The 20,346-nt window shown below is 32.7% G+C and carries 19 protein-coding genes; 1 reads left to right on the top strand and 18 read right to left on the bottom strand.

All coding sequences use genetic code 11. The features are described from left to right. Positions 1-158: 158 nt before the first annotated feature. From ispF to fusA, 7 genes are all read right to left on the bottom strand, one after another. Complete coding sequence (gene ispF, locus N4A40_04935; protein MCT4661187.1) at positions 159-635, bottom strand: 2-C-methyl-D-erythritol 2,4-cyclodiphosphate synthase; 477 nt, start codon at positions 633-635, stop codon at positions 159-161. Beyond that, on the bottom strand, positions 636-1,337 hold the full coding sequence (ispD, locus tag N4A40_04930) for a 2-C-methyl-D-erythritol 4-phosphate cytidylyltransferase (GenBank protein ID MCT4661186.1): 702 nt from the start codon (positions 1,335-1,337) through the stop codon (positions 636-638). Positions 1,338-1,381: 44 nt separating this feature from the next. Further along, positions 1,382-2,497, bottom strand: coding sequence for a PIN domain nuclease (locus tag N4A40_04925; GenBank protein MCT4661185.1), 1,116 nt, complete (start codon positions 2,495-2,497; stop codon positions 1,382-1,384). A gap of 15 nt (positions 2,498-2,512) precedes the next feature. Beyond that, on the bottom strand, positions 2,513-2,992 hold the full coding sequence (locus tag N4A40_04920) for a CarD family transcriptional regulator (protein ID MCT4661184.1): 480 nt from the start codon (positions 2,990-2,992) through the stop codon (positions 2,513-2,515). A gap of 98 nt (positions 2,993-3,090) precedes the next feature. Further along, positions 3,091-4,179 carry a DNA integrity scanning diadenylate cyclase DisA gene (disA, locus tag N4A40_04915; protein MCT4661183.1) on the bottom strand — a complete coding sequence of 363 codons (1,089 nt, stop codon included), beginning with the start codon at positions 4,177-4,179 and terminating at the stop codon, positions 3,091-3,093. Positions 4,180-4,184: 5 nt separating this feature from the next. Beyond that, positions 4,185-5,546, bottom strand: a complete 1,362-nt coding sequence (radA, locus tag N4A40_04910) for a DNA repair protein RadA (protein ID MCT4661182.1) — start codon at positions 5,544-5,546, stop codon at positions 4,185-4,187. A 258-nt stretch (positions 5,547-5,804) separates the two neighbouring features. Further along, positions 5,805-7,871, bottom strand: coding sequence for an elongation factor G (fusA, locus tag N4A40_04905; GenBank protein ID MCT4661181.1), 2,067 nt, complete (start codon positions 7,869-7,871; stop codon positions 5,805-5,807). Between the two features lie 272 nt (positions 7,872-8,143). Between fusA and N4A40_04900 the strand changes: the two genes are divergently transcribed. Continuing rightward, positions 8,144-9,937, top strand: a complete 1,794-nt coding sequence (locus N4A40_04900) for a putative glycoside hydrolase (protein MCT4661180.1) — start codon at positions 8,144-8,146, stop codon at positions 9,935-9,937. 24 nt (positions 9,938-9,961) lie between these two features. Here N4A40_04900 and N4A40_04895 read toward each other — a convergent pair whose 3' ends face one another. The 11 genes from N4A40_04895 to N4A40_04845 all read right to left on the bottom strand — a co-directional run bounded on the left by N4A40_04895 (position 9,962) and on the right by N4A40_04845 (position 20,241). Then, positions 9,962-10,831, bottom strand: a complete 870-nt coding sequence (locus tag N4A40_04895) for a response regulator (protein MCT4661179.1) — start codon at positions 10,829-10,831, stop codon at positions 9,962-9,964. Positions 10,832-10,847: 16 nt separating this feature from the next. Beyond that, positions 10,848-11,702, bottom strand: coding sequence for a patatin family protein (locus N4A40_04890; protein MCT4661178.1), 855 nt, complete (start codon positions 11,700-11,702; stop codon positions 10,848-10,850). A 137-nt stretch (positions 11,703-11,839) separates the two neighbouring features. After that, entirely contained in the window at positions 11,840-12,295 is a 456-nt protein-coding gene (locus N4A40_04885; GenBank protein MCT4661177.1) for a hypothetical protein, read from the bottom strand. A gap of 8 nt (positions 12,296-12,303) precedes the next feature. After that, positions 12,304-14,652 (bottom strand): ribonucleoside-triphosphate reductase, adenosylcobalamin-dependent, encoded by a 2,349-nt coding sequence (gene nrdJ, locus N4A40_04880; protein MCT4661176.1) that lies wholly within the window; start codon positions 14,650-14,652, stop codon positions 12,304-12,306. A gap of 76 nt (positions 14,653-14,728) precedes the next feature. Next, positions 14,729-15,505, bottom strand: coding sequence for a hypothetical protein (locus tag N4A40_04875; GenBank protein MCT4661175.1), 777 nt, complete (start codon positions 15,503-15,505; stop codon positions 14,729-14,731). Continuing rightward, the gene (locus N4A40_04870; GenBank protein ID MCT4661174.1) at positions 15,502-16,074 is read right to left on the bottom strand and encodes a uracil-DNA glycosylase; all 573 of its coding nucleotides are present in this window, start codon (positions 16,072-16,074) and stop codon (positions 15,502-15,504) included. The genes N4A40_04875 and N4A40_04870 overlap by 4 nt, the downstream gene beginning before the upstream one ends. Then, positions 16,071-16,637: a uracil-DNA glycosylase gene (locus tag N4A40_04865; GenBank protein ID MCT4661173.1), complete on the bottom strand. Its 567-nt coding sequence runs from the start codon at positions 16,635-16,637 to the stop codon at positions 16,071-16,073. The genes N4A40_04870 and N4A40_04865 overlap by 4 nt, the downstream gene beginning before the upstream one ends. An 83-nt stretch (positions 16,638-16,720) precedes the next feature. Further along, entirely contained in the window at positions 16,721-18,193 is a 1,473-nt protein-coding gene (lysS, locus tag N4A40_04860; GenBank protein ID MCT4661172.1) for a lysine--tRNA ligase, read from the bottom strand. A gap of 43 nt (positions 18,194-18,236) precedes the next feature. Then, complete coding sequence (greA, locus tag N4A40_04855) at positions 18,237-18,713, bottom strand: transcription elongation factor GreA (GenBank protein ID MCT4661171.1); 477 nt, start codon at positions 18,711-18,713, stop codon at positions 18,237-18,239. A gap of 115 nt (positions 18,714-18,828) precedes the next feature. After that, the gene (dusB, locus tag N4A40_04850; GenBank protein MCT4661170.1) at positions 18,829-19,800 is read right to left on the bottom strand and encodes a tRNA dihydrouridine synthase DusB; all 972 of its coding nucleotides are present in this window, start codon (positions 19,798-19,800) and stop codon (positions 18,829-18,831) included. 123 nt (positions 19,801-19,923) lie between these two features. Further along, on the bottom strand, positions 19,924-20,241 hold the full coding sequence (locus N4A40_04845; protein ID MCT4661169.1) for a DUF1294 domain-containing protein: 318 nt from the start codon (positions 20,239-20,241) through the stop codon (positions 19,924-19,926). Positions 20,242-20,346: the final 105 nt, after the last annotated feature.

Genomic DNA, 20,346 nt, shown 5'->3' with positions numbered 1-20,346 from the left:
TATCAGAAATGTCAGTAAGCTGTCCTTTTTTCATTAACTTTCTTAATTCTTTTTTATCTAATAACGACATAGTGGTGTATCCCTCCTCATAATATTATTTTATATTATTTCAGAAGTTTACACCACTTATTATATACTCTCCTTTCTTATTAATGCCCTTAATTATCATTTTCTAACAATACTACTGCCTGTGAAGATATCCCTTCTCCACGTCCTTCAAATCCCAATTTTTCAGTTGTCGTAGCTTTTATATTTATCTGATTTTCTTCTATACCCATAACACACGCTAATCTTTTCTTCATATCACCTATATATGGTGCCATCTTTGGTTTTTGAGCTATTATTATCGCATCAATATTTATGATTTTCATATTAGATAGCTTTATTTCTTCAATTACTCTTTCTAATAGTAGTAGGCTTGATATATCTTTAAATTCATTAGCTGTATCCGGAAATAATCCTCCAATATCTCCTTTTCCAATAGCACCTAAAATAGCATCCATAATAGCATGTGTCAAAACATCTGCATCCGAATGACCTAAAAGTCCTAGCTCAAAAGGAATTTCTACTCCGCCTAGTATTAATTTTCTATTTTCTACAAGCGCGTGTACATCATATCCTAAACCAACTCTCATCTACTTCATTCCTTTCAAAATATTCTCGGCTAAAAAAAGATCTTCTGGTGTCGTTATTTTTATATTATCATAGCTTCCCTCAATGTATTTTACTTGTCCACCTATTCTTTCAACAAGCATACTATCGTCAGTCGCCTTCACTTGATTGTAATAACCCCTTCGGTAGGCTTCTTTTATAATCTCTAATCTAAAACTTTGAGGGGTCTGTACATTTAGAAGTTTTGTTCTATCCAATGTCTCTTTTATAATTCCATGTTCTACTATCTTTATAGTATCTTTGCTTGCAACACCTACAACAGCTCCATCGAATTCCATAGCAGCTTTTAAACTTTCATATATCCAGCATTCTTTAACAAATGGCCTCGCCCCATCTTGTATAGCAACTAACACGTTCTCTCTTTCATCTATATTTTCTAGAGCATTGAAAACAGAATCCTGCCTTTCTTTCCCTCCAACAATGATTCTAATTTCTTTTTTCTTTACATAATTGTCAACTATATTTACTCTTATATTCTCAATTTCTTCAGCTTTAGATACTAAAATAATCTCATCAACAAAATCCGCTTCGTCAAATACCATTAACGTTCTTGCCAAAATAGGTATCCCGCCAATACTTATAAATGCTTTATTTTGATCAGCTTTCATCCTAGTAGCAGATCCTGCTGCTAAAATCACAGCTACTACTTTATATTCCTCTATCACATCTTCACCTCTTTTAAAAAAGCGATCCTAATAGGATCGCTTTTCTAGCTTTTTTTTGATTCTTTTTCAATAGGGCCCAAAATTTTAACAACTTTAGCAAAAATCATCTTACCAGCAGCAGTTTGAAGAACACTGCTAACCTCTACTTCAGCATGAGTTGCTAAATGTTTCTTGCCACCCTCTATTACTATCATAGTTCCATCATCTAAATAAGCTAACCCCTGCCCTGATTCCTTTCCTTCTTTGATTATATCAACATTCATAATCTCTCCAGGCAATACAACAGGTTTTACTGCATTTGCAAGTTCATTTATATTCAAAACCTCAACTCCGTGAAATTCTGCCACCTTATTCAAATTGTAGTCATTAGTTACGACCTTTCCTTTCAAAAGCTGACCTAGTTTCAGAAGTTTCATGTCAACCTCAGATATCTCTTCAAAATCTTTATCAGAAATAACAACTTCTATATCTATTTCCTTCTGAATTCTATTCAATACATCTAAGCCTCTTCTACCACGTTTACGCTTCATTCCGTCTGATGAGTCCGCTATGTACTGTAACTCGCCAAGTACAAACTCAGGAATTACCAACGGGCCTTCTATAAATCCTGTCGCACAAATATCAGCTATACGGCCATCTATAATAACACTAGTGTCCAATACCTTTGCTTTATTTTTAGACTTAACGCCTTTTAATGCATATTTTTCTTTATTTTGATTAGCTGTATTTTTCTTAAAAGAAATAGAAAGATTAGCTATATCATCTTTTCTTTTAAGCGGTACCATCGCACCAAGATAACCTAACAATAAATACAACAATATCGACACTATATTAGCTACATACGGTATATTTATTTGATAAAAAATTTGGCTAATTAAAAACGCTATGAGTAGTCCAATAATCAATCCAATAGATCCTAAAATAACATCACTAAATGGTACTTTTTGAATCGTCTCCTCTAATTTATGAAAATGATTGATAATTTTTCTAGAAATAATAAACAATATAAGTGCAAAAATAATAACAAATACTGAATTAACTCCAAATTGTAAATACCCTTCAAATTCCCACGAAAAAAGAGTTTCAAAAAGAGAATACGCGCCCAAACCAATGATTCCTCCCAAAAGAGTAAGCACTGCTCTAATTATGCGTTCAACCATTAATTCACCTCCAAGTTATTCTCCTACTGTCTCTTGAACTAGACGCTCAACCTCTTCTTCTTCCTTATCTAATACTAGTACAACTTCACTTATAAGCATCTGTTTTGCGGTATTTAGCATCTTTCTCTCACCAGTAGAAAGTGTTTTTTCTCTATCTCTCAATATCAAGTTTCTTATAACTGCTGCAATCTCGAAAATATCCCCTCCCTTAATCTTGTCTAAATTTAATCTAAATCTTCTGTTCCAATTTTGCGGCATCTTAGTTTTTTCATCTGCAAGTATTGCAAATGCCTGATCTACTTCTTCTCTAGAAGCCAATTCTCTAAGACCAATATTACTGGCATTCTTTACCGGAACCATAACTCTAATACTCCCAACTGGTATAAACATCACATAGTACTCAAGTTCTTCACCTAGTATCTCTCTTTTCTCGATGTTTACAATCTCCCCTGCACCATGCATAGGGTAAAAAATTCTATCTCCTATTTCAAACATTTCAGCACCTCCATATAAGGATATAATTCTAGTATACCCTATATAAAGGATTATGTCAAAATTTGTATTTTAACACACATAGTCTTCAATGTCAACAATTATATTGTTCTATTTTGCATAGCCCTCTCCTGTAGTCTCATTAATTTATCAGCTATAATTTTGGCTCGCTTTTCTCCAATGCCATCTACTTCTTCTAATTGATCAGTATCAGCCTCTATAAGTGATTGAAAACTACCGAATGCTTCTATCAATTTTTCTAAAACACTATTTGGTAATCTAGGTATTTTTGCCAATATTCTATATCCATATGGCTCAACACTTTGATCTAATATTCCAGCTATGTTTTCATACCCTAATATTTTTGAAATATTAACTAAGTCCCAAAGTTCTTCTGAGTCTAATTTTTTTATTTCTTTTCTTGCCATTTTAGGCTCTTCTGCAACTTCTTTTTTAGCATAATCTCTTATTATATTTTCACTGTCTTCTTTAATGTCTGTTGTAAGTTCTTGAAGCTGCATACTTATTAATCGTCCTTCTATTCCTAGTTCTAATATATAACTTTCTATTTCTTGAACTATTTTCATCATCATCTCTATTCTTTGAAGAACCTTGCATACATCATATAGTGTTGCACTGTCCTCAAACTCCATCGCTTCTAAATCACCCATAGCTTTGTCTAATGTTTTTTTGTAATTTTCTAGCGTCTGTATTGCTTGATTGGCTTTTATTAACACTCTGCTCGATTCCTTAAGCACATATTTTTCATTTTTATAGTATAGAGTTATTATATTTCGCCTTTGTGATATAGATATAACTAATCTGCTAGTTTGCTTAGCAAATTTTTCTGCTGTTCTATGCCTTATTCCAGTTTCATCCGAACCGACATTTGCATCAGGTTCTAATTGAGTATTTGCTGAAACAATTCGTCTCGCATCCTTACTCAATACTATCGCACCATCCATTTTAGCCAATTCGTACAACTTAGCTGGTGAATATTCACTATCTATAGAAAATCCTCCAGCAGTTAGACTCATAACATCTTCATCGTCACCTAATACTATTATAGCCCCAGTGTTCGCTTTCAGAATATTATCAAGACCTTCTCTAAATTCAGTTCCAGGAGCTACCATTTTAACAAATTTAAATAATGCAGTTTTTTGATCTAATTGTTTGACCGTTTTGCTCAAATTAATCACCTCCCAAATATTTTTGTAATTAGTTCCCCTATTTGACTTACTTCTACAATTTCTATACTAGTATTCTTAGGTAATTCAAATCTACTTTTTGGTATATATATTTTATCAAAACCCAATTTTTCAGCTTCTGATATTCGCTTTTCCAAGTTTGTAATAGTCCTTATTTCACCAGCTAATCCAACTTCTCCAGCCACAACAATTTTACCATCTACAGCTTTATCTTTGTACGATGATACCAATGCTACTACTATCCCTAAATCTAAAGCCGGTTCTTTCATTTGAATTCCACCAGTTATATTAACATATGCATCGAAGGCCTGCGCCTGAAGCCCTATCCTCTTCTCCAATACTGCCATGAGTAGTGACACTCTGTTATAATCTACTCCAGTAGTAAGCCTTTTAGGATTTCCAAAAGAAGTAGGGCTAACTAACGCCTGAACTTCAACCATTACCGGTCTACTTCCTTCAATCGCCGAAACAACGATGGTTCCCGATTCTCCAATTGGTCTTCCTGCCAAAAGCATCTCTGACGGATTTTCTACAGCTATAAGACCTCTATATGTCATTTCAAAAATTCCAATCTCATTTGTAGATCCAAATCTATTTTTAACAGCTCGCACAACTCTATATATATTATCCTTGTCACCTTCAAAATAAAGTACAGTATCCACCATATGTTCCAATACCTTTGGGCCTGCAATAGAACCCTGCTTTGTAACATGACCAATTACAAACGTCGCTATACCTTGACTTTTTGCATACTTCATAAAAAAGTTCGTAACTTCCCTAACCTGTGAAACGCTTCCGGGTGCCGACACTATATCAGGGTTAAATAAAGTTTGTACCGAATCTGCTATTAAGAGATTTGGTTTTTCAGCATCAATTATCCCTCTTATATAAGCCAAGTTTGTCTCTGCAACTAAATACAAGTTATCTGACTTCACGCCTAACCTCTCTGCACGAAGTTTTATCTGCTCTTCTGATTCTTCTCCAGAAATATAAAGTACTTTTTGTCCTTGAATTGCCATACATTCAGCAACTTGAAGTAGTATAGTAGATTTTCCAATACCTGGATCTCCACCTATTAAGATCAAAGATCCCTTTACTATCCCTCCACCAAGAACGCGATCTAACTCCTCTATACCCGTTTTATTTCTCTTTTTCTCATCAAATTGAATGTCCTCTAATTTTTTTGCCTTTCCGGCTGAAACCTTCGGCATCACACTATTTTTTTGCTCTTTTTCTACTAACTCTTCTACAAATGTATTCCACTCATTGCAGTCTGGACACTTTCCCATCCATTTAGGAGTTTCATAACCGCAATTTTGGCAAATATATTTTGTTTTTATCTTAGCCATATTATCTTCTCCATTACTATATTATAAGTTTTTTTTATATCAAAATAAATATATTTTAAATTTTGTCATATATTTATAAAAATTACACAGTTTTACCATTTTATTATATCATCGTTGTATCAAATGAACTAGCTTATGTTGATCTCTTAATTTTTATACTAAAAAATAAATGCACCAGCATTTGGATTATTTCACCAAATACCAGTGCATAACATTTCCTAAATCGAAGATATTTATTTAAAGTTTAGTAATTATCTGTTAATTCTCCTGATGCGCTTCCCCTATTACCTTATCTGCAATCATGCCAGGAACCTCTTCATATCGCTCAAACTTAAGTGTAAAGCTAGCTCTAGCTTGAGTCATAGATTTTAAATCAACAGTATATGTTAGCAATTCAGCTTCTGGAGCTTCTGCTATAACCAATTGAGATCCGTCTTTTTGTTGCTCCATTCCAAGTATACGACCTCTTCTTTTGTTCATATCTCCCATTACGTCTCCCATATACTCTTCTGGTACTAAAACTTCAACTCTCATAACCGGTTCTAGTAATACAGGATTAGCTTCTTTCATTCCTTTTTTAAATGCAATCGATGCTGCTGTTTTAAATGCCATCTCACTAGAATCTACCGCGTGATATGATCCATCATGTAATATTGCTTTAACATTTACTACTGGATATCCTGCCAATACTCCTTTTTTCAAGCTATCAACTAATCCTTTTTCCACTGCTGGTATATAAGATTTTGGAACTGATCCTCCAAAAATCTTTTCTTCAAAAACAAAATCTTCTTCGCAAGGCTCAAATTTAATATGAACATCTCCGTATTGCCCAGCTCCACCAGACTGTTTTTTGTGTTTTCCTTGTACATCAGCTTGACCTTTTATAGTTTCTCTATAAACAATTCTAGGATCCTCTATATCTATATGCACGCCATATAAATTCTCTAATTTATTTTTTATAACCTCTAAATGTAAATTGCCTTGAGTTCCAAGTAGCAATTGCTTTGTCTCTGATTTTCGCTCTGCGCATATAGTTTTATCTTCATCTAATATTTTTGTTAATGCTGAACTTAATTTATCCTCATCGTTCTTTGATTTTGGATTAATTGCCATAAAATACGTTGGCTGAGTAAATGGAATCTCTCTGTACTTTATAAGAGCATCTTTAGCACATAATGTATTTCCAGTATGAGTATCATTTAATTTAGCAACTACACCTATATCACCTGCGCTAACTGAATCAACCGATACTTGTTCTTTTCCTCTAAGCAAGAACAATGTGTTTACTTTTTCTGTAGTTTCAGTATTAACATTATATATTTCATCATCTTTCTTAAGAGATCCAGATCTAACCTTAAACAATGACATCTTTCCAACATAAGGGTCAACTATCGTTTTAAACACTACTGCTGAAAATGGTTCATCTTTATCTATCTTTCTTTCAATTTCTTCTTCAGTCTTAGGATTTATTCCAAATGGCATTTGCATATCTGTTGGCGAAGGCAAATAATCCCAAATCATATCCAACAATGTATGAACTCCAACATTTTTTGTTGCTGAACCACATAGAACAGGAACCAATGTCCCCTCAATAACGCCTTTTCTAAGACCTTTGTGGATTTCTTCTTCTGTAAATGACTCGCCATTAAAGTATTTTTCCATAAGTTCGTCATCACTTTCCGCAACTGACTCTACTAGCATTTCTCTAAATTGATCTACTTTCTCTGCTTTTTCTGGCCAAATCTCAGCATCTTTACAGCTAGTACCATCATATATTCTTGCTTTCATATCAACTATATTTACAAATCCCTCAAATTCCTCTCCTTTTCCTATAGGAATACAGAATGGAACTACCTGTTTTCCCAGTTGAGTTCTGAGTTCTTCCACTAATTTTGTAAAATTTATATTTTCTTTATCCATCTTATTAACAAAAAGTAAAGTAGGTAGATTTTTTCTTCTAGTATATTTCCAAGCTTTCTCAGCTCCAACTTCAAATCCTGCCGATGCATCCATCGTTATAATTGCACCTCGTGCAACTCTGAGTGCACTATCTACTTCTCCAACAAAATCAAAATAACCTGGTGTATCAAGAACATTGTATTTATGATCTTTCCATTCAACTGGAATAACTGATGTGCTGATTGAAACTTGTCTAGTTTTTTCTTCTTTATCATAATCGGAAACAGTATTTTTTTCTTCAACACTACCTGCCTTAGAAATAGCTCCAGTAGTATATAGTAAAGCTTCTGCTAAAGTTGTTTTACCGCTTCCGTGATGCCCTAATAACGCCATGTTTCTTATTTTATCTGCACTATAATTCTTCATAATTGTTCCCCCTTAATCTTTATGTGGTTATTTTCAGATTATTTATATAATTCTATCTTTTTGCCTCCTATTCCTTCTTTTTTTATATTATTTTTAGTTCAATATAATTTAAATTCACTACGAAATTCTTATACCCAATGTTTTACAAATTTCTCAGATATTTTCGATTTTCACTCATAAATACTTATTCATGTCATTAATTTGTAACATAATATCAATTTTTCTACTGTATAATATAGATGAATACTTTACTAAGGAGGATTTTACATTAAATGAATAAACTCAAGTTTTACGCAATAATTTCTCTATGCGCAACACTTGCCTTAACTGGTTGCAAAACTGGCACTGCGCAAAATAATGAACAAAGCAATATTGGTGAACAAACTGTTTCTTCTGAAGTAAATTCTGAGCCTACTGAAACTGAGGCTGAAAGAATAGAACGCGAAAAAAAAGAAGCTGAAGAAGCCGCTAAATTTGAAGCTGAAAAAAAAGCTGAAGAAAGATTGGCACTTGAAACTTCTAGAAAGGAACAGTACAAAGAATTTTATGTACCACTTCCTGCACTTGATCAAGAAGTAGCAAAAAAAATGATTGAAGCTAAAGGTCTTTATGTTACAGGCTCTGTTGCAGGATACAAATTTGATGAATCTAGGATTGAAAGTTATGCTAAGTACGTAGAAGGATTAAAAACAGGCAATCAAGAATTAATTTCTCAAAACAGCGCTAGCAATAAAAATGCAAATCTTTTAGAAAAAGCTGTTGGAATTTGTTTAGCTACTGAAGTAAATGCACTTGTAATAGACGTCAAAAATGATTCTGGTTTCATGACTTACAATAGCGATGTTGAAGCTACAAATATAGCAAAATCTAATAGCAAAAATTCTATACGTAATATCGATGCTCTTATCGAACTTTTGAAAAAACATGATATCTACGCTATAGCTAGAATAGTTACTTTTAAAGATCCTCATTTTGCTAGAACTATGTCGAAACATTCAATGCAATCAAAATCAGGTGGAGTTTGGCATGATAGACACGGTATCCCGTGGGTAAATCAATTCGACGAATACGTTTGGAATTATAACGTTGCTATAGCAAAGGAAGCTGCGTTAAAGGGTTTTGACGAAATACAATTTGATTATGTGCGTTTCCCTGATAATGCAAGAGTTTATAATAAGCAAGTTAACTATCCGCATAGAAATGATAGAGATAAAGATGAAGGAATTGAAGATTTTCTTGAATTTGCAAGACAAGAACTGTCTCCTTATGGCGTAAATATAGCAGCTGATGTTTTTGGTGTTATAACACGAAATTGGGATGATAAACCTGAAGATATTGGTCAAACATGGAGAAAAGTTGCAAATACTACCGAGTACATTTGTCCTATGGTGTATCCTAGCCATTATTCTACCGGATGGTATGGATTTAAATATCCAGATGCTCATCCTTACGGCGTATTGGAAGCATCTATGAAGGAAGCTATAGAAAAAAATGCTGCACAGCAAACTCCAGCAACTATAAGACCTTGGATCCAAGGTTTTACAGCAGGATGGGTTAAAGGTCACATCGATTATTCACCTGAAAATATTCGAAAACAAATTCTAGCTTGTATGGATCTAGGCATAAACGATTATTTAATCTGGGATGCTGGTAACACTTATGATCCAAGAATATTCTTCTACAATTATGAAAAGAAAGATGTAAAAGATGTATCTTTAGATCGTATAGAACGAACACCTATAGATGCTGTTAAAAAATATTTAAAAGCTGAAAGATATGACAAGACAGCTTCTCTATATTTAATAACTGCAATCGAGTCAAGAGATAAAGACTATGACACTTTTGCATCTAATCATGAAAAAAGCAATATATCAATATCTAAATATACAGTTGGTGATATGACTCCAAACGATAAGGGTTATACAGTTTCTGTTACTTACACTTATAAAGCTACTGAAAAAAATGAATCTGGCGAAGATGTTCAAGTGAATAAAACTCTTGAAAACCAGCCAATTCAAGTAATAAAAGAAAATGACATTTGGAAAGTTGTACCTATTTCAATGTAATAGCAAAAAAAGATGAGAATGTATTTAATCTACATTCTCATCTTTTTTTATTAAATCTACAAATAAATCTGTGATTTCTGGATCTAATGTGGTTCCTCTTAATTCCACGCAATAATCGATACCTTTTTTCAAATCATAACAGTCATAAAAAACATCCGCATAAGTTTCTACAACATCTTTAACCCTTGAAATCAGATTTACATTATTTTTCTTTAGAGAAACCTTACCACTTCCATCCCAGTGCTCTAATATATCTTCATTATATTTGTCTATTTTTGTTTGAATTTCAATGCTATAATCTTGGTATTCTTTGCGTACAATTTCATTAACCTTCAAGTAATAAGCCTCTTCTTGCTCATTTTTTGAACCGGTTACTTCAAACACAAGTTTTCCCATCCAATACGCTTCAAATAATGTTTTATTAATAATGTTCTCATCATCATCAGACATTTTCCCTAGCCATATTTTTATCATTTTTTTGCCTAGATTGCTAAAATTGTTGTGTTTTTGATTTTTTCTATGCTTACTGAGCCTTATAACATTTGCCATACGTGCCTTTAAAACTTCTGTATTATATGGCTTATATATATAATCTTCAACACCAAATTCTATCCCTCTTGCTTCATCATCAAAAGAGTCCAATCCCGAGACAAATATTATAGGTATATCTTTTGTCTTTTCATTAGTTTTTAATTCTCTACAAATATCATAACCATTCATTTTGGGCATCATAATATCTAGCAATATCAAATCTGGTAACATAGTATTCTCATCAAAATAATTTAAAAGTTCTTCTCCATCAGAAAAGCACTTCAATTCGTAAATATTATGCAAAATACGATTTAAACTATTCAAATAATATTTTTCATCATCTACAACAAATATTTTGTTCAACTACACTCCTCCTTTGTTATTTATTATCATCTATCCATTCGAGAAGGTCTTTATATTTCTTTTCTGCGTCTATATATCCTCTTATATAAATATATATCAAATCTTTAATATTTGAATCAAATATTTTTATATTGATTGGCTCACTAGGGCGAATAACAAAAAAATCTTTAGATTTCTCTAAGTTTTTTATGTCACTAAGCGTTCGTTCATAATTAACTGGTCTTTCAAATATAGTTTTTAGCAAATTTGGGTATTCTCCATATTGCGTATTCAATATCAGTTTATGTTTTACTGGTTCTACTTCAAAATCTTCATCTCTAGTCAAAACTATTACATTTTTACAATATCCATCTCTAATTGCCTTTTTATATGGGATAGGGTCAGACAATCCTCCATCTAAAAGTTTTCTACCCTCAAATTCTACTATAGAATTAACTAACGGCAAACTACTTGAAGCTTTACAAGCAGTCAATATGTCATCACAGCTTCCTTTATCGTAATAAACAGGCTCTCCAGTTTCTACATCAGTACAAGCCAAGTTAAAATTTTGATCAGATTCCATAAAAGTCTTGTAGTCGAATGGATTATATTTTTTACAAATATCTTCAAATATGAAATCTAGTCCAAAAACATCTCTTCCCAAAAATATATTTCTCATATTTACATATCGCGAATCACTAATAAATTCCATAGTAATATTTCTATTTCTTCCTTTCTGCTTAGAAACATAGCTCAGTCCATTCATCGCTCCTGCGGATACTCCAATTACATATGGGAAATATAAATTCTTTTCCATGAAAAAATCCAAAACACCGGTAGTGTACATGCCACGCATTCCACCACCCTCTAATATCAAACCTATCTTACCCATCATTATACCCCTTTCTGAACTTAATTCACTACAATTATAGCATATTTTTTACATCAATTAGCAAATTCAGACAAAAATAAAATACCAGTACTCGAATATATTTCAATTCAAATACTAGTATTTATTTTTAATTAAAGCTATTTATCTGTACTTCCAATACCGCCAGTTCTAGTTTCATCACTATTTCCTTGATCTGCAACCAAGTATTTCATAAATATCCCTTGCGCTATTCTTTCTCCTGCATTTATATTTACTGTTTTGTCGCTATTATTAATTAATGCAATACCAATGTTTCCTTCATTCGAATCATTATTGTAATAATCATGATCGACTATTCCGGTTCCATTTGAAAGCACTATACCTTTTTTTATACCTATCGAACTTCTAACATAAAGCTGCAGTACTTCATCCTCCTGCATATATGCTTTTATATCAGTCCAAACAATAGCTTGTTTACCAGCTTCTATATCCACATCTATTGGTGTATAAAAATCATATCCAGCCGATGTTTTACTGCCTCTTTTAGGCAATTTAACCTCATCATTTTGCTTTTTGTTTTTGTCGCTTACTAATTCAAATCCTCTAATTTTCATGTTTACTCCTATCTTATCGGACAAACTCCTGATTCACAACCCTCTGTCCCTATGTCAAATTCAGTTTCTTCTTTTTCATACTTACTAATGAGAGATGGTATAAATGATTTCATTTCACCAACTCTCCTATTGTACTCTTCTTCGTCAATAGCTTCATATGGTAATAATTCGTAAAAATTATCATCTAATGCCAAAAACGAAAGTGCCACAACATCATCCCAATTTTCCCAAACCCATTCTTCTACAGTTTCCCATTCATGCGGTCTTACATGTATTGTAATAGAACAATTGTGATCTACATAGTGTTTCATAAACATCTTATAATTTTCTAATTGTTCTATAGCACTTACATCATACTTAGTAATTCCATCTGGTGCCTTTACTGGAAATTCTACTACTTTAGTTGTACAAGTTTTAATATCTTGCCCAACTTCTGGAAATACTGGGTAACCTAACTCTTCACAAACTTTGACCAATGGATCATCAGAACTAATCCTAACTCGTCTTATAAAGTAAGGTGAGTGTGAATAATGAACTCCACTAGACACTGTTGGAAGTTGAGATAATGTTCCCTCCGGCTTTACAGTAGTCACAAGAAGTGGTTCACTATGACCTAGTTCCCTAGCATACTCATCTGCAGCTTCACGCGCAGCTTTTCTAAGTTCTCCAAGTATATGCTTTTGCTCTTCTCTCTCCATACTAGTTGCATTAACCATATCTTGCCATCCCGTCATTGAGCATCCTAATAGCCTATCTCTATTTTGAACCTTATCCCACTTAGGTATTTCAAGTTCTACACAAGTCATTCTATATGCCGCCCTAGCTGAAAGTCTTTGAGCATCAAGCAATCTTTCAATATCTAGTTTTCCATTTTCTACAAATGAATATACATTTACTGTAGTCAGATTACACATTCCCTTCGCATCTAGCAATATCTCTCCGCAAGGGTTTACCCCATTCATATTCGGACGTCTTTTAGCTCCCGCTTCTTCGTTTACCCAGCCAGGTTCTCCAGAATATCTCATTTTTTCCATTTGCCAATGTAATCTTTCTCGCGTAGGTTTTTTTGTATAATATATTGAATTATTACTCATCTGTCTATGAATTATTTCCTGATCCACTATCCAGTTATTGTCAATTTTTTTGTATAAATTAGTTTTTGCATCAATGCTCATTTCATCATCTTGATCTACAAGTACTATTTCTGCTGTCCTTCTAACTCCACCTACTACAACATTTTCTCCAATTATGTTTGCTATATCCAAGCAATCTATAGGTCTTAGTGCTATTCTTGCTTTTTCAGCTAACACAGAGGCTTTCTTTATAACTCTATCTACTTTATAAAACATGTTTTTAAGACTCTCATGACCACTAGCTGTTCCTCCAAATGTTTTGAGCCTTTCTCCTTTAGGTCTAACATGGTCATAATTTATTATAATTGTCTTAATATTTCTGTATTCGTTGCTATACAACAATCTAAAGAAATAATCAAGCGATTGAACCCAACCCTCTTTACTATCTCCTACCGTTATTTTAACAACCGAATTATAACTGAACTCGAGACTAGTGCTATCTTCTCTATTTTGCTTTTGAATAGGAGTATAATCCCCATGAATCAAATCATAATCTGTTCGAATTTTAGGCAGTTGCTCAACATCTGATTTTAATATTCTAACGCCAACTCCAGCTCCTACCATCAGTAAATAAAATAAATCCCTCAAAGATTCAAAACTATTTATAACTTCAAATGCACAATTATAGTTCGACATAGGATAATTTTTAGCTACTTCTGTGTTTCCAACCCAAAATGTTCTACCCGATAGAAATTGTCTCAAATTAAATATATTATCGTATAAATTTTCAGCTTCTTCTTTAGTAGTTGGAACTAATTTACAATTATAATCTACCGCTCGTTTTACAGTCTCCCACCAATATTCTCTTCTTTTTAAATCAGGTATATATCGGGAATACGTTCTGTAGTATACAAAATTCCCCAATTGTTTCATAGGCGATGGCTTGTGTTTATACTGACTTACAAATTCTTCACTCAATAAACTTCCATCATGTCTTTTTCTAGCATCTCTAGTTTTATCTCTTTCATATCTATACAATATATATCGCTTAGCAGCATCTTTTCGACTACTATCCATAAGTGCATTTTCAACAATATCTTGTATATCTTCTACATTAATGCTTTCATAACCTTTTTCAATGATTTGTTCAACAACTGCAACTACATCCGCTATGATATCCTCTTCAATTCCAAGCTTAGTTTCAGCCATAGAAGCTCGTATAGCTACCACAATCTTATTTTTGTTAAATTCAACTAAATCTCCATTTCGTTTTATAACTTTCAATAATTGCACCTCCACATTATATGGGGTCTGATTGATAATCAGACCCCATATGTAGCATCTTCTCGATATTAGTCTATCACTTTCTCGATTTCAAAACAAGACTTTTTCCTAAAAATAATTGCCCAATCCCGATTAAACCTGACAAAATATATTTCATTAATAATATCTGCTCTGATACAATTCTCTCCAGAAGTGAAAATGTTACTGCATTTATTAAAAACAAACTTCCAACTACTATAAAAGATACTCCTATCATGAATTTAAAATTAATTTTCCACAGTTTCAAACTAAATATATTCAAAACTACTCCAATCAAAACCAAAGCAATCTCAAAGTATCTAAAGTCTCCTAAATTTGCTATCGCTAAAAATCCCAATATTATACCACCAGTTAGTATAAATAAACTTATTCCATATAAAAATACTCCAAGTAATTTGTACGGTGCTTCTATAATTTTCGATTCTTTCATTTCTTCTTTTTCTAACCTATTTTCTTTAAAAAAATCTTTTACATCTTGTGTATTCAACAATAAATATACCAAAATACAAGCCATAGAATTCGACATGACCATGGGTGTAAATCCTACCATGAAAATTTCTACCCCAATAGCTATAGGCATACTCAAAAGATATACTTTTTCTCCAATTGAATTTCCTTTTAAGATCAATATACCGCTCATCAAACTAATCACAGCTATTAGGGAATACAATATAGTTATAGAACTAGCATTTACATTAGTTAATAAATTTTGATTTCTCAAGATATTAAATAAGATATTTTGACCTATAATAGACATCAATCCACTAATCAATAATATTGTTCCAACCCACTTCAGTATATTTGGCTTTTTCATATCAAATTCTCCTCTAAGAATGTTCTTAATCGCTCCAAATCATTCGCATATATTTCTTTTAAGCTTTGATTGTATATTATAGCTGCTGGATGATAGAGCGGCATCAAGTCAAATTCTATTCCATTTAAATCCAATGTTTGAATTTCACCATGACATTGTCCTATATTTACCTTGTCTCCTAAAAGTGCTTTTAACGGAGTATTTCCAAGTGTTACTATAACTTTTGGTTTAATAGTTTCAATTTCTTCTATCAGATAAGGTTTAAAACTACTTATTTCGTCTTTTTTAGGGGGTCTGTTTATTGGTTTCCCAGTTTTAACACTTAATTTAGTTGGTCTAAATTTGACCACATTTGTTATGTATAAATCTTTTCTCTGTAATTTCAGAATAGATATAAATTCATCTAGATTTTTGCCAGCCTTGCCTACAAATGGTTTTCCTTGTTTAGCTTCTTGTTCTCCTGGAGCTTCTCCTATCAATAAAATTTTCGTTGATTTTTCTCCATCTCCAAAAACCAATTTTTTGTCAGGAAAGTGTTTTTTTAATCGTTCTACAAATTCTTTATTCAAATTATTTCCCCCTTAAGTTCATCATATTTTGCTTTTATTACCTTCCAGTCATCCCATGCATCTCTTTTTTTAGATTCATCTCTTAAAAGTGCTGCTGGGTGATAGGTTGCAATCATCCAATAATTCCCTTTTTTAAACCATTTTCCATGCTCTCTAGTTATTCTAAAATTTTCATCAATCAATCGCTTAGATGCTACTGCACCCAAACACACTATAATTTGGGGCTCTACAATTTTAACTTGCCATCTCAAATATGGCAAGCACGAGTCTTCCTCTTCTTTAAGTGGATTTCTATTATTCGGCGGCCTACATTTAACTATATTTGCTATATAAACTTCCTCTTTACTAAGTTCTATAGCTGCCAATATTTTATCTAGTAATTGACCTGCAACTCCTACAAACGGTATTCCCTGCTGATCTTCATTATAGCCCGGACCTTCGCCAATAAGCATCATATCAGCATCTTCTTTACCTTTTCCAAATACCAATTGATTTCTAGTTTCTCCTAGTTTACACTTTCGGCAGCCATGGCATATCTGTTCAAGTGAATCTAACGTGTACATAGGATCACTCCTTTTAAATGTGTTTTAAGATAACTAAAAAGCGTCCATAGGACGCTTTTTTATATCAAACTATTTATTATCTTCTATTGCTGTCCACCTGTTGGTTTCATAGTTGGGAATAAAATTACATCTCTTATGCTCGATTGGTCTGTAAATAACATTACCATTCTATCAATTCCAATTCCTAAACCGCCTGTTGGTGGCATACCAACTTCTAGTGCATTTATAAAGTCAGTATCCATCATTTGAGCTTCTTCATCACCAGATTCTCTTTTCTTAACTTGATCCATAAATCTTTCTTTTTGATCAATTGGATCATTTAATTCTGAAAAAGCATTTCCTGCTTCACTTTTGCAAATAAACGCTTCGAATCTATGTGTATATCTTCCATCTTCTGGATCTTTTTTAGCTAATGGAGATATTTCAACTGGATGATGAGTTACAAACGTTGGCTGAACTAGATGTTCTTCAACAAACGCTTCAAATGCCTCATTGATAATCTCTCCAATACTTTCATGACCTTCTAACTCTAAGTGTAATTCCTTAGCTTTAGCATGAGCTTCTTCTTTGTCAGTAATCTTGTCAAAATCAACACCAGCATATTCTGTAACTAAGTCGACCATTCTAGCTCTTTTCCAAGGTGGTGTCAAATCAATAGTCTCTCCCTGGAAATTAATTTTCAAATCACCTTTTACTTCTTGCGCTACAAATGCATAAAGTTCTTCAACCATTCTCATTACATCTTCATAATCAGCAAATGCTTCATACGTTTCCAATAATGTAAATTCTGGATTATGACTAGCATCCATTCCTTCATTTCTAAATACACGACTCATTTCATACACCTTGTCAAATCCACCAACAATCAATCTCTTAAGTGGTAATTCTAAGGCTATTCTCATATACATTTCTATATCTAAACTGTTATGATGTGTGATAAATGGTCTAGCAGATGCTCCTCCCGAAAGAGTATTTAATACTGGAGTCTCTACTTCCATGAACCCTCTACCATCTAAAAACTCTCTAGTCTTTCTGATTATTTTTGAACGAGTTTCAAAAACATTTTTAATCTCTGGATTCATAACCAAATCAACATATCTTTGTCTATATCTTAAATCTGGATCTTTTAATCCGTGGAATTTTTCTGGTAATATCTGTAATGATTTAGAAAGCAAAGTAACTTTTTCAACTCTAACAGAAATTTCACCCTTCTTAGTCATGAAAATAGTTCCTTCTGCTCCTAAGTAATCACCTATATCATAAGTTTTAATCCACTCATATTCAGCTTCTCCAACCAAATCTTTTTTGATAAATAATTGAATTCTTCCATTAGAATCTTGAATATCATAAAATCCAACTTTTCCTTGTCCACGCTTAGACATAAGTCGTCCAGCTAAAACAACGTTTTTACCTTCGAATTCTTCAAATCTTTCTTTAATTTCCTTGCTCTTGTTTGTAACCTCGAATTTTTCTATCTTAAAAGGATCTCTACCATTTGCTTGTAAATCTTTTAATTTGTCACGTCTTATAATTTGCATTTCATTTAAATTATCCATTAAATGCCCACTCCCTTACATAAAAGAAGGAGATTTCTCTCCTCTATCGACCTATTTTTAATACTTTATATTGAACTATGCCATCTGGCACTTGAACGTCTACCACATCATCTACTACATGTCCTAAAAGTGCAGAACCTACAGGAGAATCATTTGAAATCTTAAACTCAAATGGATCAGCTTCCGTAGAACCTACTATTGTGTACTCAACTTCTTCATTTTCCTCTAAATCTAAAATAGTAACAATCGATCCGACATGTACCTTTGATTTATCAATTTTAGAATCATCTATAATTTCAGCTTTGGCAATCATCTGCTCTAATTTATAAATGCGCTCTTCAACTTGAGCCTGTTCATTTTTAGCTTCGTCATACTCAGCATTCTCACTTAAATCTCCAAAACCAATAGCAATCTTTATTCTTTCTGAAACTTCTTTTCTCTTCGTCGCCTTTAAATAATCTAATTCTTCTTCTAGTTTCTGTAAACCTTCTTTGGTTAAAATAACTTCTTTTTCAGCCATTTATCGTCTTCCTTTCCATTCCTATATTTAAATTCCGTTTTATGTCTTACCGCTCGCATATAACGATAATTATAATTTAGTCTTCAAGCATTGTCAAGTTTGCTTGAAGTCTCATTTAAATAAGTTTATTAATCATACTCTTTAGATAAATTTCTACCTCTTCATATGTTTCTAATGTATTTATTTGTCTCCTAATTTCAGTAGAATGTCTTATACCTTTTACATACCACCCAATATGCTTTCTCATTTCTCTTATACTTCTATATTCACCCTTATATGGTATCAATCTTCTCATATGTTCTAACGCCATTTCTAATCGTTCAAAGGGCTCTGGCTTTTTAGGCACATCTCCTGATTTCAAATAATCTTTTATTTCATTAAATATCCAAGGATTGCCTTGGCATCCTCTTCCAATCATTACACCATCACAACCAGTATATTGAAACATTTTTAGCGCATCTTCTGCTTCAAATATATCGCCATTACCTATAACCGGAATACTCAGTTCATCCTTTACACGTCTTATTATGTCCCAATCAGCTTTACCAGTATAAAATTCTTCTCTAGTTCTACCATGAATAGTAACAGCTTGTGCACCCTCTGATTCTGCTATTTTAGCAATTTCAATTGCATTTATGTTATCATCATCCCATCCTTTTCGCATTTTCACCGTAACAGGTTTATTAGATGCATTTACAACCTCTCTTACAATTTTACTAACGCTCTCGGGTGATTTCATAAGGGCACTCCCATTTCCATTGTTTACAATTTTAGGTGCTGGGCATCCCATATTAATATCAATAACATCAATATCGTCTCTTTTATTTAAATATTTAGAAACAACATATGACATAATTTTTTCGTCATTACCAAAAATCTGAAGAGCTACTGGTCTTTCTCCTTCTTCTATATGGAGCATTTGCTCACTTTTTTTATCTTCATAGTAAAGTCCCTTACAACTAACCATTTCGCTAAAAACCATTTCAGCACCATTTTCTCTACAAATCTGTCTATAAACAGCATCTGTCACACCAGCCATTGGTGCTAAAAATACTCCATGTTCAAAAGTTAAATTTCCTATTTTCATGCACTACCCCTTCAACTTTAGATTTTCTTAATCACACTGCCCTACTATTTTATCAGTTTTGACAAAGTCTATCAACTCAATTTGAATTCTTTTTTATTATTTTACGAAATCAACATATCATTTCTATCCTATTAAATTTTCTAATAATCCAATGTGAAAACTCATATGAGTAATCATAATAGTTACAAGTTTTTGAACGACGTATATAAATGGAACTCCATACTTGAATTTCGATTTATTTAGCTTATGCTTGAAAAAAATCATACCAAATAAAATGCCTATGCTTCCGCCAAAAACAGCTGTAAATATCAAACTATTTTCACTTATTCTCCATTTTTTATTTTTGGCTTTTCGCTTATCTAAATACATAACCATTATTCCCATGATATTCATCAATATCATATAAACATAAAAAATCAACTCTGCTCTCGTATATATCACAATATCACCTCTTATTCTCAAATCATTATATCACAAAATTGAGATATCAAATTGAATCAAAAAAACTAAACCAAAAAAACATCCTCCAAAATATAGAGGATGTTT

Source organism: Tissierellales bacterium, from assembly GCA_025210965.1.
Lineage (GTDB): Bacteria > Bacillota > Clostridia > Tissierellales > JAOAQY01 > JAOAQY01.
The sequence above is the reverse complement of the archived record's forward strand: the minus strand, read 5'-3'. Positions and strand labels throughout refer to the sequence as shown.

What these genes read in the sequence shown, in the direction of transcription:
- N4A40_04920 (MCT4661184.1), bottom strand. Translation starts at nt 2,992, where the DNA reads ATGTTTGAAATAGGAGATAGAATTTTTTACCCTATGCATGGTGCAGGG.
- lysS (MCT4661172.1), bottom strand. Translation starts at nt 18,193, where the DNA reads ATGGATAATTTAAATGAAATGCAAATTATAAGACGTGACAAATTAAAA.
- N4A40_04875 (MCT4661175.1), bottom strand. Translation starts at nt 15,505, where the DNA reads ATGAAAAAGCCAAATATACTGAAGTGGGTTGGAACAATATTATTGATT.
- greA (MCT4661171.1), bottom strand. Translation starts at nt 18,713, where the DNA reads ATGGCTGAAAAAGAAGTTATTTTAACCAAAGAAGGTTTACAGAAACTA.
- radA (MCT4661182.1), bottom strand. Translation starts at nt 5,546, where the DNA reads ATGGCTAAGATAAAAACAAAATATATTTGCCAAAATTGCGGTTATGAA.
- N4A40_04925 (MCT4661185.1), bottom strand. Translation starts at nt 2,497, where the DNA reads ATGGTTGAACGCATAATTAGAGCAGTGCTTACTCTTTTGGGAGGAATC.
- N4A40_04890 (MCT4661178.1), bottom strand. Translation starts at nt 11,702, where the DNA reads ATGGGTAAGATAGGTTTGATATTAGAGGGTGGTGGAATGCGTGGCATG.
- N4A40_04865 (MCT4661173.1), bottom strand. Translation starts at nt 16,637, where the DNA reads ATGTACACGTTAGATTCACTTGAACAGATATGCCATGGCTGCCGAAAG.
- N4A40_04885 (MCT4661177.1), bottom strand. Translation starts at nt 12,295, where the DNA reads ATGAAAATTAGAGGATTTGAATTAGTAAGCGACAAAAACAAAAAGCAA.
- ispF (MCT4661187.1), bottom strand. Translation starts at nt 635, where the DNA reads ATGAGAGTTGGTTTAGGATATGATGTACACGCGCTTGTAGAAAATAGA.
- dusB (MCT4661170.1), bottom strand. Translation starts at nt 19,800, where the DNA reads ATGAAAATAGGAAATTTAACTTTTGAACATGGAGTATTTTTAGCACCA.
- N4A40_04900 (MCT4661180.1), top strand. Translation starts at nt 8,144, where the DNA reads ATGAATAAACTCAAGTTTTACGCAATAATTTCTCTATGCGCAACACTT.
- fusA (MCT4661181.1), bottom strand. Translation starts at nt 7,871, where the DNA reads ATGAAGAATTATAGTGCAGATAAAATAAGAAACATGGCGTTATTAGGG.